Origin of the sequence: Streptomyces sp. NPDC044571, assembly GCF_040647115.1 — a bacterium.
Lineage (GTDB): Bacteria > Actinomycetota > Actinomycetes > Streptomycetales > Streptomycetaceae > Streptomyces.
The window spans coordinates 116,966-133,725 of sequence record NZ_JBEZBN010000001.1; the positions used below are offsets into that span (position 1 = coordinate 116,966).

The 16,760-nt window shown below is 69.7% G+C and carries 17 protein-coding genes; 9 read left to right on the forward strand and 8 right to left on the reverse strand.

Translation table 11 applies throughout. The features are described 5' to 3' along the window. Positions 1 to 36 precede the first annotated feature (36 nt). Positions 37 to 1,524, reverse strand: a complete 1,488-nt coding sequence (locus tag AB0B01_RS00465) for a PLP-dependent aminotransferase family protein (protein WP_361711506.1) — start codon at positions 1,522 to 1,524, stop codon at positions 37 to 39. 87 nt (positions 1,525 to 1,611) lie between these two features. Here AB0B01_RS00465 and AB0B01_RS00470 point away from each other — a divergent pair, with 87 nt between their 5' ends. The 6 genes from AB0B01_RS00470 to AB0B01_RS00495 all read left to right on the forward strand — a co-directional run bounded on the left by AB0B01_RS00470 (position 1,612) and on the right by AB0B01_RS00495 (position 6,764). Continuing rightward, positions 1,612 to 1,842, forward strand: a complete 231-nt coding sequence (locus AB0B01_RS00470; protein WP_361711507.1) for a hypothetical protein — start codon at positions 1,612 to 1,614, stop codon at positions 1,840 to 1,842. Continuing rightward, positions 1,842 to 2,420: a nucleotidyltransferase family protein gene (locus AB0B01_RS00475; RefSeq protein ID WP_361711731.1), complete on the forward strand. Its 579-nt coding sequence runs from the start codon at positions 1,842 to 1,844 to the stop codon at positions 2,418 to 2,420. The genes AB0B01_RS00470 and AB0B01_RS00475 overlap by 1 nt, the downstream gene beginning before the upstream one ends. A gap of 274 nt (positions 2,421 to 2,694) precedes the next feature. Beyond that, a complete protein-coding gene (gene aceB, locus AB0B01_RS00480) occupies positions 2,695 to 4,314 on the forward strand; it encodes a malate synthase A (protein ID WP_361711509.1) in 1,620 nt (539 codons plus the stop codon). A gap of 190 nt (positions 4,315 to 4,504) precedes the next feature. After that, on the forward strand, positions 4,505 to 5,782 hold the full coding sequence (locus AB0B01_RS00485) for a GDSL-type esterase/lipase family protein (RefSeq protein ID WP_361711733.1): 1,278 nt from the start codon (positions 4,505 to 4,507) through the stop codon (positions 5,780 to 5,782). 212 nt (positions 5,783 to 5,994) lie between these two features. Next, entirely contained in the window at positions 5,995 to 6,198 is a 204-nt protein-coding gene (locus AB0B01_RS00490; protein WP_361711511.1) for a hypothetical protein, read from the forward strand. A gap of 32 nt (positions 6,199 to 6,230) precedes the next feature. Next, entirely contained in the window at positions 6,231 to 6,764 is a 534-nt protein-coding gene (locus tag AB0B01_RS00495) for a hypothetical protein (RefSeq protein ID WP_361711512.1), read from the forward strand. Positions 6,765 to 6,863: 99 nt separating this feature from the next. Here AB0B01_RS00495 and AB0B01_RS00500 read toward each other — a convergent pair whose 3' ends face one another. The 7 genes from AB0B01_RS00500 to AB0B01_RS00530 form a co-directional block, all read right to left on the reverse strand. Further along, complete coding sequence (locus AB0B01_RS00500; protein ID WP_361711513.1) at positions 6,864 to 8,303, reverse strand: nucleobase:cation symporter-2 family protein; 1,440 nt, start codon at positions 8,301 to 8,303, stop codon at positions 6,864 to 6,866. 279 nt (positions 8,304 to 8,582) lie between these two features. Continuing rightward, positions 8,583 to 9,986 (reverse strand): 8-oxoguanine deaminase, encoded by a 1,404-nt coding sequence (locus AB0B01_RS00505; RefSeq protein WP_361711515.1) that lies wholly within the window; start codon positions 9,984 to 9,986, stop codon positions 8,583 to 8,585. A gap of 204 nt (positions 9,987 to 10,190) precedes the next feature. Then, positions 10,191 to 11,114, reverse strand: coding sequence for a factor-independent urate hydroxylase (pucL, locus tag AB0B01_RS00510; protein ID WP_356850729.1), 924 nt, complete (start codon positions 11,112 to 11,114; stop codon positions 10,191 to 10,193). Positions 11,115 to 11,119: 5 nt separating this feature from the next. Continuing rightward, the gene (gene uraH / locus AB0B01_RS00515; protein WP_361711517.1) at positions 11,120 to 11,512 is read right to left on the reverse strand and encodes a hydroxyisourate hydrolase; all 393 of its coding nucleotides are present in this window, start codon (positions 11,510 to 11,512) and stop codon (positions 11,120 to 11,122) included. 6 nt (positions 11,513 to 11,518) lie between these two features. Continuing rightward, positions 11,519 to 12,025, reverse strand: a complete 507-nt coding sequence (gene uraD, locus AB0B01_RS00520; RefSeq protein WP_361711518.1) for a 2-oxo-4-hydroxy-4-carboxy-5-ureidoimidazoline decarboxylase — start codon at positions 12,023 to 12,025, stop codon at positions 11,519 to 11,521. A gap of 151 nt (positions 12,026 to 12,176) precedes the next feature. Then, entirely contained in the window at positions 12,177 to 12,575 is a 399-nt protein-coding gene (locus tag AB0B01_RS00525; protein ID WP_361711520.1) for a helix-turn-helix domain-containing protein, read from the reverse strand. Then, complete coding sequence (locus tag AB0B01_RS00530; protein ID WP_361711522.1) at positions 12,572 to 12,823, reverse strand: hypothetical protein; 252 nt, start codon at positions 12,821 to 12,823, stop codon at positions 12,572 to 12,574. The genes AB0B01_RS00525 and AB0B01_RS00530 overlap by 4 nt, the downstream gene beginning before the upstream one ends. A 126-nt stretch (positions 12,824 to 12,949) precedes the next feature. Between AB0B01_RS00530 and AB0B01_RS00535 the strand changes: the two genes are divergently transcribed. From AB0B01_RS00535 to AB0B01_RS00545, 3 genes are all read left to right on the forward strand, one after another. Further along, on the forward strand, positions 12,950 to 13,783 hold the full coding sequence (locus tag AB0B01_RS00535; protein ID WP_361711523.1) for a TIM barrel protein: 834 nt from the start codon (positions 12,950 to 12,952) through the stop codon (positions 13,781 to 13,783). 75 nt (positions 13,784 to 13,858) lie between these two features. After that, positions 13,859 to 14,749, forward strand: coding sequence for a 2-hydroxy-3-oxopropionate reductase (locus AB0B01_RS00540; RefSeq protein WP_361711525.1), 891 nt, complete (start codon positions 13,859 to 13,861; stop codon positions 14,747 to 14,749). 259 nt (positions 14,750 to 15,008) lie between these two features. Continuing rightward, positions 15,009 to 16,466 carry a catalase gene (locus AB0B01_RS00545; protein WP_361711735.1) on the forward strand — a complete coding sequence of 486 codons (1,458 nt, stop codon included), beginning with the start codon at positions 15,009 to 15,011 and terminating at the stop codon, positions 16,464 to 16,466. The last annotated feature ends 294 nt before the right edge of the window (positions 16,467 to 16,760 follow it).

Here is a 16,760-nt window from a genome sequence, read left to right on the forward strand (position 1 = left end):
CGGGGCGGTAGCGGTCGGGGCGGCGCGGACCGCCGCTCAGGCCACCCAGTGCGGGCGCTCCACCGCCGGGGTCAGCGGGACCCCGTCGTGGAAGGCGGCCGCGAGGCGGCGTATGCCGTCGTCCAGGTCCTGCGGCGGCAGGGTGTACGGGATCCGGATGCGGTGCTCGAAGGTGCCCGCGTCCACCCCGAAGCGGGCCCCCCGCCCGATGTGCACGCCGCAGGCGCCGGCCCGTTCGGCGAGGGCGGAGCTGACCGGCTCCCCGAGGTCCACCCAGAGCGAGAGCCCGCCCGGCGGGAGCTGCCAGGACCATTCCGGGGTGTGCCGCTGGAGCGAGCGCACCAGCGCCTCCCGCCGGATCCGCAGCTGCGCGAGCCGGGCGGGCAGCGTCCGCTCCAGCCCGTCCAGCAGGGGCAGGGCGACCAACTGGTCGAGGACCGAGCCGGTCATGTCCGAGGAGACCCGGACCGCCGTCAGCTCGTTGATCATCTTCGCGGTGGCCCGGACCCAACCCACCCGCAGGCCGCCCCAGTGCGTCTTGCTCAGCGAGCCGATGGTGATCACGTGGTCCGCCCCGCCCCGGGGGGCCAGCGAGGCCAGCGGCGCCGGAGCCGGTACGTCCAGGGCGATGTCGGCGATCGTCTCGTCGACCACCAGCCAGGTTCCGGTGCGGCGCGTCGCCGACAGCAGCCGCAGCCGCTGCTCCTCGGGCATCAGCGCCCCGGTCGGGTTGTGGAAGTCCGGGATCACGTACGCCAGCCTCGGCACGGTCTGGCGCAGGGTGCTCTCGGCGATCTCCATGTCCCAGCCCGCCTCGGACACCGCGATCGAGCCGGTGCGCAGCCGTGCGTGCCGCAGGGCGTCCAGGGCGTTGGCGTACGTGGGGTTCTCGGTGACCACCCGGTCCCCGGCGCCGCAGAGCAGGCTCACCACCAGGGCGAAGGCCTGCTGGGCCCCGGCGGTGACGAGGATCTGCTCGGGCCGGGTCGCGAGCCCGCGCCGGCTGAACCGCTCGGCTATGGCGGTGCGCAGGTCGGGCAGGCCGAAGGGGTGGTAGCCGGGGCTGTGGGCGAGGCCGGGCAGCCGGGGCGCCGCCCAGGCGAGGGCTTCGGTCAGGGCCTGGTCCGGGGCTCCCATGGCGGCGATCGCGAGGTCGATGCCCGGGTCTCCGTCGGCCCGGTAGCCGCCGGAGCCCACCAGCAGGTGGGCGCCGACCGGGCCGTGGCCGTCGGGGAGTTCGGTCCAGGTGCCGGAGCCGCGCCGGCTGCGGACGTAGCCGCTCTCGCGCAGCAGGTCGTAGGCCCCGGTGACGGTGGCCCGGCTGGCACCGACCGCCTCGGCGAGCTCGCGTTCGGCGGGCAGGCGTACGTGCAGGGCGATCCGGCCGTCGAGGATCAGGGTCCGGACGGCCTCGGCCAGGGCCCGGTAGCCGGGTCGGGCCAGCACGTCGGCGGGCAGCAGCGCCGCGAGCTGGCGGCTCCCGATCGTCCTGTCCGCCGTCTGGACCACTCGCCCGTTTGCCATGCCAACCTCCCCTGATTGGCTCTGCCGATCAGGCCAATCGGGGACCAGACTCGCGGTATTGGCCCCTGATTGGCAAGGAGTTCCGCGATGTCGACCCCGCTGACCGACCGAGACGAACGAGCCCTGGTGGCCGCCGCCGAGAACCGGATCGCCCAGCCGCTGCCGATCGGGGCCGCGCTGACCGCCGTCCGGCGGGTTCTGGCGCGCAGGCCCCGCAGCGCGGCGCAGGGGCGAGAATCGCTGTCATGCCAGCCACCACAGACCACAGCGCGGACCACGGCGCAGACCGCGGCGCAGACCACTCCGCTCGCCCCGTGATCGCGGGCCTGCTCCTCGCGGCCGGCGGCGGCCGGCGCCTCGGCGGCCGCCCCAAGGCCCTGCTCCCCTACCGCGGCCGCCCCCTGGTCGAGAACGCGGTCCGGGTGCTGCGCGAGGCGGGCTGCGACCCCGTCCACGTGGTCCTCGGCGCCGCGGCCGCGGAGGTCCGCGAGCAGGCGGAGCTGGCCGACTGCGTGCTCGTGGACAACCCGGACTGGGCGCAGGGCATGGGCTCCTCCCTGCGGGTCGGCCTCGCCTCGCTGGCCGGCACGGGAGCCGGCGCGGCGCTCGTCTCGCTGGTGGACCAGCCGGGCATCGGGACCGCGGCGGTGGCCCGGGTGCTGGAGGCGTACCGCTCCCCCACGAGCCTGGTGGCGGCCGCGTACGACGGGGAGCGGGGCCATCCGGTGCTGTTCGGCGCGGACCGGTGGGCGGACATCGCGGCGACGGCGGAGGGCGACAAGGGCGCGCGGGTCCACCTGACACATCACGCCGACGAGCTCAGGCTGGTGGAGTGCGGGGACGTCGCCGAGGCCTTCGACATCGACACGCCGCCCGACCTGGCACGACTGGCTTGAGTCCCGGTGGCGCGGGGCCTGAGCGGCCTGTGACCGCCATGGCACTGAGGGCCACGGTGATCCGGAATCTGTCGACTCAGAGAATCTCGACATCAACAAACCATTGAACTTCCACCATAAGGAAATTACTATCCACTGGTCAGAAGCGCCCTGAACCCCCAGACGGCGCCCGCGACCGTTTTCCGGAACTCTCCACACCCGACGGCACTGCGTGCCGTCTCGCGCGAGCATTCCCCCGCGGCCGCCAGGCACCGCCGCTGAAGGAGTGACAGATATGTCCGCACCAGCGCCGTCATCGCTGGCCATCGTCGACGCCGAACCCCTGCCACGCCAGGACGAGGTCCTTACCGAAGCGGCTCTCGCCTTCGTGGCCGAGCTCCACCGCCGGTTCACCCCCCGCCGCGACGAGCTCCTCGCCCGCCGCGCCGAGCGCCGCGCCGAGATCGCCCGCACCTCCCACCTCGACTTCCTCCCGGACACCGCACAGGTCCGCGAGGGCGACTGGAAGGTCGCGCCGGCCCCGGCCGCGCTGAACGACCGCCGTGTGGAGATCACCGGCCCGACGGACCGCAAGATGACCATCAACGCCCTGAACTCGGGCGCCAAGGTCTGGCTCGCCGACTTCGAGGACGCCTCGGCCCCCACCTGGGAGAACGTCGTCCTCGGCCAGCTCAACCTGATCGACGCCTACGAGCGCCGCATCGACTTCACCGACGAGCGCACGGGCAAGACGTACGCCCTGAGGCCCGCCGAGCAGCTCGCGACCGTGGTCATGCGGCCCCGCGGCTGGCACCTGGAGGAGCGCCACCTGCAGGTGGACGGCCGCGCGGTGCCGGGCGCCCTGGTGGACTTCGGCCTGTACTTCTTCCACAACGCCAAGCGCCTGATCGACCTCGGCAAGGGCCCGTACTTCTACCTGCCGAAGACGGAGTCGCACCTGGAGGCCCGCCTCTGGAACGAGATCTTCGTCTTCGCCCAGGACTACGTCGGCATCCCGCAGGGCACGGTCCGCGCGACCGTCCTGATCGAGACGATCACGGCGGCGTACGAGATGGAGGAGATCCTCTACGAGCTGCGCGACCACGCGGCGGGCCTGAACGCGGGCCGCTGGGACTACCTCTTCTCCATCGTGAAGAACTTCCGCGACGGCGGGGAGAAGTTCGTCCTCCCGGACCGCAACGCGGTGACGATGACGGCCCCGTTCATGCGGGCGTACACCGAACTCCTGGTCCGCACCTGCCACAAGCGCGGCGCCCACGCCATCGGCGGCATGGCGGCCTTCATCCCGTCCCGCAAGGACGCCGAGGTCAACCGGATCGCGTTCGAGAAGGTCCGGGCCGACAAGGACCGCGAGGCCGGTGACGGCTTCGACGGCTCCTGGGTCGCGCACCCCGACCTGGTCCCGATCGCGATGGCCTCCTTCGACGCGGTCCTCGGCGACAAGCCGAACCAGAAGGACCGCCTGCGCGAGGACGTCTCGGTGGCTCCCGGCGAGCTGATCGCGATCGACTCGCTGGACGCCAGGCCCACGTACGAGGGCCTGCGCAACGCGGTCCAGGTCGGCATCCGCTACATCGAGGCCTGGCTGCGCGGCCTGGGCGCCGTCGGCATCTTCGGCCTGATGGAGGACGCGGCCACGGCCGAGATCTCCCGTTCGCAGGTCTGGCAGTGGATCAACGCCGGTGTCGTCTTCGAGAACGGCGAGCGGGCCACCGCCGAGCTGACCCGCACGATCGCGGCGGAGGAACTGGCCGCGATCCGCGCCGAGATCGGCGAGGAGGCCTTCACCGCCGGCAAGTGGCAGCAGGCCCACGACCTCTTCCTCCAGGTCTCCCTGGACGCGGACTACGCGGACTTCCTGACGCTCCCGGCCTACGACCAGCTCGTCGGCTGACACCCCGCCCCGCTTTCGGCTGACCTCGCACAGCAGCCGAAAACCCCTCACCACGGCTCCGCCCCCGCTGCCCTCCGGCACGGGGGCGGAGCTGTGCGCGCACCACAACTCCCGAACGAACGGTCGGGCGTTACGTCATCGTAATCTGCGGCTACCTAGCGGTAACAACATGCGCCGTGTCACCTTTCCGGTGCCACCGGCCGGCGGTTCTCCCCCACTTACCCAGCCATGTACCGGACTTGTCCGGATTTTCGGCATGGCCGAACGCAGGAGTTCCGTCGTGATCGGATTCCGCAACGCCAGCAAGAACCGGGCCGCCCGTCGTGTGCGACGACTCGCCGGAGTCGGGATGGTCGTGCCGCTCGCCGTCAGCGCGCTGATCGGCGGCGCCGGGACCGCCGTGGCCGGGCCCGGCACCGGGCCCACCGCCGTGGTGTCCATGGGCGACAGCTACATCTCCGGCGAGGCCGGCCGCTGGAAGGGCAACAGCCTCACCAACACGGGCAGCAGGAACGGCACCGACCGGGCCTGGGTCAGCGGGAGCACCTACGATCCCGCCAAGGTGTACGGCAGCACCGCGGGCGGCTGCCACCGGTCCGACTCCGCCGAGGTCAAGAGCGCCGGGGCGATCGCCGACGTCGCTGTGAACCTGGCCTGCTCCGGGGCGGTCTCCGCGAACGTGTTCCGCGCCTCCAACGGCGGCGTGGCCTTCAAGGGCGAGGCCCCGCAGGCCGATCAGCTCGCCGCCGTGGCCGCCGCCGACAACGTCAAGGTCATCGCCCTGTCCATCGGCGGGAACGACCTCGGCTTCGCCGACATCATCAAGGAGTGCGCGTACGACTTCGTGCTCTGGAACTCCTACTGTTACGACGACCAGCAGTACGGCGTCGACCAGAAGATCGACGGGGTCATGGCCGGTGTCGGCAAGTCCGTCGACGAGATCCGGGCCGTGATGCAGGGCGCCGGGTACGCCGACTCCTCGTACCGGATCGTCCTGCAGTCCTACCCCTCGCCCATACCCCGCGGCGCCGAGAACCGCTACACCCAGAGCGACTGGAGCCGGCTCAACACCGGCGGATGCCCCTTCTGGAACAAGGACTCCGACTGGGCGCGGGACTCGCTCGTCCCGCAACTCGCGAACCGCCTCAAGGCGGTGGCCGCCGCCAAGGGGGTGCAGTTCCTGGACCTGCGGGACATGCTCCAGGGTCGCGAGGTGTGCGCCACCGCGAGCAAGCAGGTGACCTCCGCGGTCCCGGCCTCGGCGAAGACGAGCGAGTGGGCGCGCTGGATCGACAGCAGCGAGACGCAGGGCCTCGTCCAGGAGTCCATGCACCCGAACTACTTCGGCCAGCTCGCCGCCGGCCGCTGCCTGGCCCTGGCGGTGGCCCAGCCCGCCACCGCCAACGTCGGTTGCAAGAACACGGCGGGAGCGGACCAGAGCGGGATGTACCTCTCCCCCGCCTCGTGAGCCCCCGCTTGTAACCAGGTGATCGACGCGGTGCGGGCCGGCATGCTCCGGTGCATGACAGCCCGTACCGCACGCCCGAGCCTCTACCAGTACGTGCCGGAGGCGCTCGCGGTCGGCGGACTGGACCGGGAACGCCTCCGCCGCGGGGGCACCGGCCCGGCGGCCGCGCGTGGGTCGCGGAGGTGCCGGCGGCGGCCCGGGCGCAGCCGGTGATGTGCGGGTACCCCGCCTCCTTCGACTGGACGTTCTCCGCGGTCAAGGGCCGGATGCCGAGGGAGCTCCTCTCCCGCCGCCCCCACACCCACCACGCCCTCGACGACGCCGTCGAACAGGCCGAGCTGATGAGCAACCTCATGCTGTGGCAACCGCCCCGGCCCTGGAACTCCCGTTCCGATCCGGTCCGTTCCGGCCTGTAGGGTCGGCTGATTCGACGATCACGGGGAGTGCCATGTTCAGGTCTTCAGTACGGGGCGCGGCCGTGGTGGCCGTGGCCTTGGCCGCGCTCAGCGTCTCCTGCAGCGCGACCAGCACGGCCCCGAAAGCCGGCGCGCCGGCCGGAGGTGCGGCGGGGGCCACCGGCGGGGCCGGCTCGTCGGCGGGCACGCTCGCTCCGCCCTCGGCGGCCGGCGAGGGCTCCGCCGTCTCCGTACCGCCCTCGGCGTCCGCTTCGAGACCGGCCGAGAAGGTGCGCGACGCCTTCGCCGGGCTCCAGGCGACCCTGGGCGAATCGTGCACCCCGGGCAACTGTGCGTACTTCCTCGGGCGGGTCTACGACGAACTCCACCGCATGGACCGTGCCATGAAGGCGGACCCGAAGGGGCCCGGCCACTTCCCCGAGCCGATCGAACTGATCGAGAAGCTCGACGGGGAGCTCGGCGGCGACCGGTCCTTCGAGAACCTCAAGAAGCACCAGACTTCGCTGATCGGCACCCGCGACAAGATCAACGCCTGGATGCAGGGCCACCCCGACGACTACCGCTGACGCCGGTACGCCGGTACGCCGGTACGCCGGCACTGCGGTGCGCACGCCACGCCCGCAGTGGGTGGCGTACGCACCGCCGTACCGTACGGCCGTACGGCGCTAGTGCACCGGCAGCGGTTCCGGGACGGGCTCGGCGTTCGCGGAACGCCTGGCACCCAGGTGGTTGAAGGCCAGGTTCAGCACGATGGCCACCACGCAGCCGGTGCTGATGCCCGAGTCCAGGACGACCAGCAGGTCCTTGGGGAAGGCGTGGTAGAAGTCGGGCGCGGCGATCGGGATCAGGCCGATGCCCACGGAGGCGGCCACGATCAGGGCGTTCTCGCCCTTCTCCATGGCCGCGCCGGCCAGGGTCTGGATCCCGCTGGCCGCCACCGAGCCGAACAGCACGATCCCGGCGCCGCCGAGAACCGGCAGCGGGACCACTCCGATGACCGAGGCCGCCATCGGGCACAGGCCCAGCACGATCAGGATGACCCCGCCCGCGGCCACGACGAACCGGCTGCGCACCTTGGTCATCGCCACCAGGCCGATGTTCTGCGCGAAGGCGCTGCACATGAACCCGTTGAACAGCGGGCTGAGCGCGCTGCCGAGGGTGTCGGCGCGCAGGCCGCCCTCGATGGTGCGGGCGTCCGCCGGGCGGCCGACGATCTTGCCGAGGGCCAGGATGTCGGCGGTGGACTCCGTCATGCAGACCAGCATGACGATGCACATCGAGAGGATGGCGGCGACCTGGAACTGCGGGGCGCCGAAGTGGAAGGGGGTCGGGAAGCCCACCACGGAGGCGTTCTTGACGGCGTCGAAGCTGGTCATGCCGAGCGGTATCGCCAGCAGCGTGCCGGCGACCAGGCCGAGCAGAATGGCGATCTGCTGGAGGAAGCCGCGCAGGAACTTGCGCATCAGCAGGACGATCACGAGGGTGGCGGCGGCCATGCCGATGTTCTTCATCGAACCGTAGTCGGTGGCGGTGCGGTTGCCGCCCTGGGACCAGTTGAAGGCCACCGGCAGCAGGGAGACGCCGATCAGGGTGATGACCGTACCGGTGACGACGGGCGGGAAGAAGCGGACCAGTTTGCCGAAGTAGGGGGCCGCGAAGAAGCCGATCACCCCGGCCACGATGATGGCGCCGAAGATGACGGGGACGGCGTGGTCCCCCTGGCCCTTGCCGATGGCGATCATCGGGGTCACGCCGGCGAACGAGACGCCGTTGACGAAGGGGAGTTTGGCGCCGATCTTCCAGAAGCCGAGGGTCTGGAGGAGGGTGGCGAGCCCTGCGGTGAAGAGGGAGGCGCCCATCAGGAAGGCGGTCTCGGTGGCGGAGAGTCCGACGGCAGGGCCGACGATCATGGGCGGGGCCACGACACCCGCGTACATGGCGGCCACGTGCTGGAGCCCGCTCGTGAACATTTTCAGCGGAGGCAGGGTCTCGTCGACCGGGTGCTTCTCCTCCGGTACTGCGACTGCGTCTTTGCGAAACCTGGGCGTGGGTGCCACGGCTTCCTCCGGTCGGTTAAACACGTCGGCAGGGGACGTGGGTGTCATGGAGGTGGTGCGAAAGCTCTGCGAGTCGAGACGGTGTTCAGTTGTGGGTGGTGCGGGGGTTACGAGGGTTCAGGGCATGCGGAAACGATTCGCCCGAGTCGTGTTCCGCCAGGGGAGAGCAGTGGCACGAGTCACCGCCCCGGGGGCGCCCTCGGAAGTCCCTCAGGCGCTTCCCGGGAACGGCTGCCGCGGACCCCGCTCGGGTCCGCGGCCTCCGGCCGGGGGCCGTCCCCCCCGGCCGGACATCTGTCAGAACCCCCCGGCCGCAGCCTGGGGAGATCAGCCCTGCGCGGTGATGCGCGCGAGGCGCTGGGCCTCTTCCCGCGTGGACACCGCGATGGCGTCCTCGTCGGCGAAGAGCAGTCGGTTGTTCTCGACGATCTGCTTGCCGTTGACCAGCGACAGGGTCACCGGGGCGGCCGCACCGAAGACCAGCGCGGTCACCGGGTCGGCGATGGAGGAGTGGGCCAGCGTGCCCAGGTTCCACATCACCAGGTCGGCGAGCTTGCCGACCTCCAGGGAGCCGATCTGCGAGGCGCGGCCGAGCACCTGGGCGCCGCCGTACGTGCCCAGCCGCAGGGCCTGGCGCGCGTTGAGGGCGCGCTCGCGGTGCACCGGGTTGAGGCGGTTGATCAGCAGTGCGTTGCGCAGCTCGGTGTGCAGCTCACCGGACTCGTTGGAGGCGGTGCCGTCCACGCCGAGGCCGACCGGGACACCGGCGGCGAGCATGTCCGGGACGCGGGCGATGCCGGCGGCCAGACGGGCGTTGGAGGACGGGCAGTGCGCGACACCGGTCTTGGTCCGGGCGAACGCGGCGATGTCGGAGTCGTTCATGTGGACGCTGTGCGCCATCCACACGTCCTCGCCGAGCCAGCCGGTCGACTCGAAGTAGTCGGTCGGGCCCATGCCGAACAGCTCCTTGCAGAACTGTTCTTCCTCGACCGTCTCCGAGCCGTGCGTGTGCATGCGCACACCCAGCCGGCGGGCCAGCTCGGCGCCCTGCTTCAGCAGCTCGGTGGAGACCGAGAAGGGGGAGCACGGGGCGACGGCGACCTGGGTCATCGCGTCGAACGAGGAGTCGTGGTGCTTCTTGACGGTCGCCTCGGTGTCGGCGAGCGCGCCTTCCAGGGTCTCGACGGCGTGGTCCGGCGGCAGGCCGCCGTCCTTCACGCTGCGGTCCATGGAGCCGCGGGCGAGGGTGAAGCGGACGCCCATCTCGGACGCGGCGCGGATGATCGCGCCGGAGAGGTCGCCGGAGCCCTTGGGGAAGACGTAGTGGTGGTCCATGGCGGTGGTGACGCCGCCCTTGGCCATCATCGCCAGGGAGCCCTGGGCGGCCGTGTACGCCATCTGCTCGTCGATCCGCGCCCACGTCGGGTACAGCGCGACGAGCCAGTTGAAGAGGTTGTGGTCGGTGGCCAGACCACGCGTGATCCACTGGTAGAAGTGGTGGTGGGTGTTGACCAGACCCGGGGTGACGAGGTGACCCGTGCCGTCGATGCGGCGGACCACATTGTCGAGGTTCTCGGGGGCCTTGCCCGCGCCGATCGACTCGATCTTGTTGCCGGCGACGACCACGTGGCCCGAGGCGTACTCGGTGTCGTTCGCGTCGACGGTCGCAATCGCACAGTTTTCGATGACGATGCGCTCCACGGCGCTGTCATGGGCTGCCGATGCTGCCATGGGACTTCCTCGTGCTTTCAGTGGCGGTGCGGGCACGGCAAAACCCAGGGGATTTGAGTGCCGGAGCCGGGGGCCTGGACAGCTGACAGTACTGCCGCCCCGTATGTTGCGTCCGGGTGCCGATTCACGAAGTTGAAAGTGTGTCGCGTGGGGGGCGTGCGCCGTCCCGGGGCCACTGCGGAGCCCCGGGACGAGCCTGCCGCATCAGAGGTTGGTCATGTCCACGGGGATGCGGGCGTCAACGCCGTCCCGCAGGACCGTGGCCTCGATCAGACCGTACGGGCGGTCCGCGGCGAAGTAGACCTCGTTGTCGTTCTTGAGGCCGAAGGGCTCCAGGTCGACGAGGAAGTGGTGCTTGTTCGGGAGCGAGAAGCGGACCTCGTCGATCTCCGAACGGTGGTTGATGATGCGCGAACCCATCTGGTAGAGGGTCTGCTGCAGCGAGAGGGAGTAGGTCTCCGCGAAGGCCTGGAGCATGTGCTTCTTGGTCTCGGCGTAGGACTTCTCCCAGTTGGGCATCCGCTGCTCGTCGTCCGACCAGTTGAAGCGCCAGCGGCCCGACACCTGGGTGGCCAGGATGCGGTCGTACGCCTCCTGCAGGGTCGTGTACTTGTCCTTCACGTAACCCCAGAACTCGGAGTTCGTGGAGTTCATGACGATGAGGTCCTTGAGGCCGGAGATGACCTCCCACTTCTCACCGTCGTACGTGATCTGGGTGACGCGGGTCTCCATGCCCTTGCGGACGAAGGAGTGGTTCACCTCGTCGGAGCCGATGAACTTGGAGTTGGCGTCCGAGGTGGCGATCCGGTCCCAGGCGTACTCCTCGATCCGGATGCGCGCCCGCTTGATCGGCTCCTGGCTGGTGACGAACCAGCGCGCCAGGTGGATGCCGAACTGCTCGGCGGACTCGATGCCGTATTCCTTGGCGAAGGCGTACACCGTGTTCTTGGTGGTGTCCGTCGGCAGGACGTTGGCGTTCGACCCGGAGTAGTGGACGTCGTCCATGTCGCCGGAGAGGGCGACCGAGACGTTCAGGTCCTTGATGTGGTGGGTGTCGCCGTCCCGCGTGATCTTGACGACGCGGTTCTCTGCTTTGCCGTACTGGTTCTGGCCGAGAATCGTGGGCATGTCTGCTAGCTCCCTCGGTAAACGGAGTAGCCGAACGGGTTGAGCAGCAGCGGTACGTGGTAGTGCTCGCCCGGGTTCACCGCGAAGGTGATCGTGACCTCGGGGAAGAACGCACCGCTGTCCCTTACGCGGGGGGCGTCCTGCTGCGCCTCGGCGGCTTGCTTCTTGGAGAAGTACGCCTCGGTCTCGAAGTCGAGGCGTACGTGGGTGGTGCCCTCCGGCAGGGCCGGGAGGTCCTTGCAACGCCCGTCGGCGTCGGTCGCGGAGCCGCCGAGCGCCTTCCACTCGGCGTCGAAGCCCGAGCGGGCCGACAGCGAGATGGCGACGCCCTCGGCGGGGCGGCCGATGCTGGTGTCCAGGATGTGCGTGGACACCGAGGCGGTGGTCTCAGTGCTCATGGTTGTTCACTCTCCTTCGACGAGTCGGGTCAGTCGGATCCGGTTGATCTTGACGAGCTCTCCGCGGGCGATCTCCCGCTCGACCTCGGCATCGTTCTCGATCCGGACCTTGACCGCGTCCCGCATCTGCTCACCGGTCGCACCGGTGGCGCAGATCAGGAAGACGTGGCCGAACTTCTCCTGGTACGCCAGGTTCAGTTCGAGCAGTTCAGCCTTGAGCTCCTCGGAGGCCCCGGCCATGCCGCGCTGCTCGCGGGCGGAAGTCGGGTCGCCGGGCTTCGGCCGGCCGATCGGCGGGTGGCCCGCCATCGCCTCTTCCAGGTCGGCCGCGGTCAGCTCGGCCATGGCGGCGTCGCTGGCGGCGAACAGGGCGTCGGCGGTGGTGAAGGGGCGCTGGGCGAGCAGCTTGCTCCCCCACGCCGAACTGGCGCACACCTCGTGCAGCTCGGCCGTGGCCGCACTGTCGTCCAAGGTGTTGAACCGGGTGAGACCCGGGGTCGGACTCGAAGTCACGGTAGGCCTCCGTGGCCTTGTTGCTTTGACGGGCTGGGCATAGCTAACGCCCTCGACAACACGGCGTCAACACTTTGTTGAAACTTCCCGTACACAAAAGCCGCCGCCCGGATGAATGGGGCGGCGGCTCGTCACTGTGGGTCAGACCGCATCACGCTTGGTGGTTCTTGGGGGGTCCTTTGGGAGTGTTTGAGTCCCGGTTCAAGTAGTTGTAGACCGTGAAACGGCTTACGCCCAGTGCGCTCGCCACCGTCTCCACGCCGTGTCGTACGGAGAAGGCGCCCCGCGCCTCCAGTATCCGCACCACGTCCTGCTTGGACTTCCGGTCCAGCTGCGACAACGGTACGCCGTGCTTGCGCTCCAGGGCCGCCAGGATGTGGTCCAGCGAGTCGGAGAGCTGGGGCAGGCGGACCGCCAGCAGGTCCTGCCCCTCCCAGGCGAGCACGACGTCGTCGGGCTGCGCGAGGGCGGGATCCAACAGCAGGCCGCCCATCGCGTCCACCAGCGGCTTGACCGCAGCGACGAACGGGTGATCACGGGGCTCGGTCATGGGGTGTCCTCCCGGATCACGTTGACCTGCAGCGAAACCCGCGTGGCTCCGGCATCCAGCGCGTCGCGCAGCAGCGCGGACACCGCGCCGAGCACCTCGCCGGCGTCCCCTTCGGCGGTGTTGCCGAACGGGCCGACATCCACGGCGTCCAGCTGCGCCTTCTGGATGACCTCGCGAGCGGCCACGGCATGGGCAGGGGCCTCTTCGAGATCGAAGGGCTCGGTCGTGAACTCCACTCTCAATCGCACGCTGGTCAAGCTACCTCCCGGTCACGATTTTTCGGCAGTCCGTACTTGACAAGAGCGTCACCCTGCTTGCAGTCTTCCATCAGGCAGAAACAAACTTCCGCAATACGGAAGGAGCGCACACCCCTCATGGGATACACGGACCAGCGCTTCGATGTGAACCTTTCGATCCTCTTCACGGAACTCCCGCTTCTGGAGCGTCCCGCGGCCGCCGCCGCGGCGGGCTTCACCGCGGTCGAGCTGTGGTGGCCCTGGATCGAGACCCCCACCCCCGCCCAGGAGGAGCTCGACGCCCTCAAGAAGGCTCTTGAGGACGCCGGCACCCAGCTGGTGGGCCTGAACTTCTACGCCGGCCAACTGCCGGGCCCGGACCGCGGTGCGGTGTCGGTTCCCGGTGAGGAGTCGGAGCGCTTCAACGCCAACATCAACGTGGCCGCCGATTTCGCGGCCTCGGTCGGCTGCAAGGCGCTGAACGCCCTCTACGGCAACCGCGTCGAGGGTGTGGACCCCGCCGTCCAGGACGAGCTCGCGCTCAAGAACCTGGTCGTGGCCGCCCGGGCGGCGGACCGCGTCGGCGCGATCCTCCTGATCGAGACCCTCAACAAGCCCGAGTCGCCGCTCTACCCGCTGGTGAGCGCCCCGGCCGGCATCGAGGTCGTGGACAAGGTGAACGAGGCCACCGGCCTCGGCAACGCCAAGTTCCTGCTCGACCTGTACCACCTGGCGATGAACGATGAGGACCTCTCCGAGGTCATCGAAAAGTACGCCGCCAAGACCGGCCACGTCCAGATCGCGGACAAGCCGGGACGCGGTGCCCCCGGCACCGGTGAGCTGCCCCTTGAGGACCTGCTCGACCAGCTGAAGAAGGCCGGATACCAGGGCTACGTAGGCCTGGAGTACAAGGCGGCCGACGCCGCCGCGTCCTTCGAATGGCTGCCGGCCGAGGCCCGCGCCGCCCGATAGGCGGACCAAGTCCAGGCGATCAGCCAGGCACCCCCCGCACTTTTCGTACAAAGCATTAAGAGAAGGACCCTCATCATGAGCACCCTCCCCAAGATCGCCTGGATCGGCCTCGGAATCATGGGCTCCCCCATGTCCGAGAACCTCATCAAGGCCGGCTACCCCGTCACCGGCTTCACCCTGGAGCAGGACAAGCTGGACCGCCTGGCCGCCGCCGGCGGCACCGCCGCCGGCTCGATCGCCGAGGCCGTCAAGGACGCCGACGTCGTCATCACGATGGTGCCCGCCTCCCCGCAGGTCGAGGCCATCAACTACGGTCCCGAGGGCATCCTTGAGAACGCGAAGTCCGGCGCGCTGATCATCGACATGTCGTCGATCACCCCGCAGACCTCGATCGACCTGGCGAAGAACGCCGCCGAGAAGGGCATCCGCGTCATCGACGCCCCGGTGTCCGGCGGCGAGGCCGGCGCCATCGAGGCCGTCCTGTCGATCATGGTGGGTGGCGAGCAGGCCGACTTCGACGCGGCCCTCCCGATCCTTGAGACGCTCGGCAAGACCATCGTCCTGTGCGGTCCGCACGGCTCGGGCCAGACGGTGAAGGCCGCCAACCAGCTGATCGTCGCGGTGAACATCCAGGCGTGCGCCGAGGCCGTGGTCTTCCTTGAGAAGTCCGGCGTGAACCTCCAGGCCGCCCTGGACGTCCTCAACGGCGGTCTGGCCGGCTCCACGGTCCTGACCCGCAAGAAGGACAACTTCCTGAACCGCGACTTCAAGCCCGGTTTCCGGATCGACCTGCACCACAAGGACATGGGCATCGTCACCGACGCCGCCCGCAACGTCGGTGCGGCCCTCCCGGTCGGCGCGGTCGTCGCCCAGCTGGTCGCCTCGCTGCGCGCCCAGGGTGACGGCGGCCTGGACCACTCGGCCCTGCTGCGCGCGGTCGAGCGCCTGTCCGGCGCCCAGATCTGATCCCGGGTCCGCCCCTCCCGTCCCCTCCTCACTGAGGGGACCTGTTCCCGCCAGGGGAACTCCCCGCAAGGGGACTTGAGTTTCCGGATGGCGCCGGTGCTGACACCTGTCCTGTCGCGCCCAAGCGCCGGCGCCGTCCGGATTACCCTCTCTCCATCTTTCTTCAACAAACTGTTGACGTTGAGTTCAGCCTCGAACTAGGTTGTTCCGCATGACGGAAGACACTTTCCGTCGGCAGTTACCCGTACGGAAGGTCACCATGTCGAAGCGCACGCTGACGACCGAGTCCGGCGCCCCGGTCGCCGACAATCAGAACTCCGCCACCGCCGGCGTCGGTGGCCCGCTCCTGATCCAGGACCAGCAGCTCCTGGAGAAGCTTGCCCGCTTCAACCGTGAGCGCATCCCGGAGCGTGTGGTGCACGCCCGCGGTTCGGCCGCGTACGGCTACTTCGAGGTGACCGACGACGTCACCGCGTACACCAGCGCCGCCTTCCTGAACACGGTCGGCAAGAAGACCGAGACCTTCCTGCGCTTCTCCACCGTCGCCGACTCGCTGGGCGGCGCGGACGCGGTCCGCGACCCGCGCGGCTTCGCGCTGAAGTTCTACACCGAAGAGGGCAACTACGACCTCGTCGGCAACAACACCCCGGTGTTCTTCATCAAGGACCCGATCAAGTTCCCCGACTTCATCCACTCCCAGAAGCGCGACCCGTTCACGGGCAAGCAGGAGCCGGACAACGTCTGGGACTTCTGGGCGCACGCCCCCGAGGCGACGCACCAGATCACCTGGCTGATGGGCGACCGCGGCATCCCGGCGTCGTACCGCCACATGAACGGCTACGGCTCCCACACCTACCAGTGGACCAACGAGCAGGGCGAGGCCTTCTTCGTCAAGTACCACTTCAAGACGAACCAGGGCATCCGCTGCCTGTCCTCCGAGCAGGCCGCAGAGCTGGTCGGCAAGGACGCCAACTCGCACCAGACCGACCTGCTCCAGGCGATCGAGCGCGGCGTGAACCCGAGCTGGACCCTCTACGTCCAGATCATGCCGGCCGCCGAGGCCGCGGACTACCGCTTCAACCCGTTCGACCTCACCAAGGTGTGGCCGCACGCCGACTACCCGCTGCAGCGCGTGGGCCGCCTGGTCCTCGACCGCAACCCGGACAACGTCTTCGCCGAGGTCGAGCAGTCCGCCTTCTCCCCGAACAACTTCGTCCCGGGCATCACCGCCTCGCCGGACAAGATGCTCCAGGGCCGCCTGTTCGCGTACGCCGACGCCCAGCGCTACCGCCTCGGTGTGAACCACACCCAGCTGCCGGTCAACGCCCCGAAGGCGACGAAGGCCGACAACTACGGCCGCGACGGTGTCATGGCGCTGCGCAACGGCTCGCGCCACGACAAGAACTACGAGCCCAACTCGTACCAGGGCCCGGCCGAGACCGGCCTGGCGCTGGGCGCCCCGAAGGCCGTCTCCGGCTACACGGGCACCCACGCGGCCCCGGCGCACACCAAGGACGACGACTTCTTCCAGGCCGGTGAGCTCTACCGCCTGATGTCGGAGGCCGAGAAGCAGCGCCTGGTGGCGAACATCGCGGGCGGCCTCTCGCAGGTCACCCTCGAAGGCGTCATCGAGAAGAACCTGGCTCACTTCCACGCCGCGGACGCCGACTACGGCAAGCGCGTCGAGGAGGCCGTCCGCGCCCTGCGCGAGGGCTGAGCCGCACAAGCTGCGCCGGGAGCCTGGCGGGAGGTCAGGCTCCGGGTGCTCAGCCCCTACTGCGGACCCGGATGAGGGGTGGTTCGCGGTGGGGGCGGGACGAGGACCGTGGTGGGCGTCGAGCCAGTGCGGTGGTATTGGGTTCTCCGACCCGTCTCTTGACCTGAGGGAGACGATGCCGGGGTTCTCGTCGCCGCCCGCCACGGTCCCAGCCACTCCTCTCGTACCGGGGCCACGCACAGAGTCCCCTGCACGAGAGGCACACGACTCCGCCCGGCGGTGCGAACGTCCTGT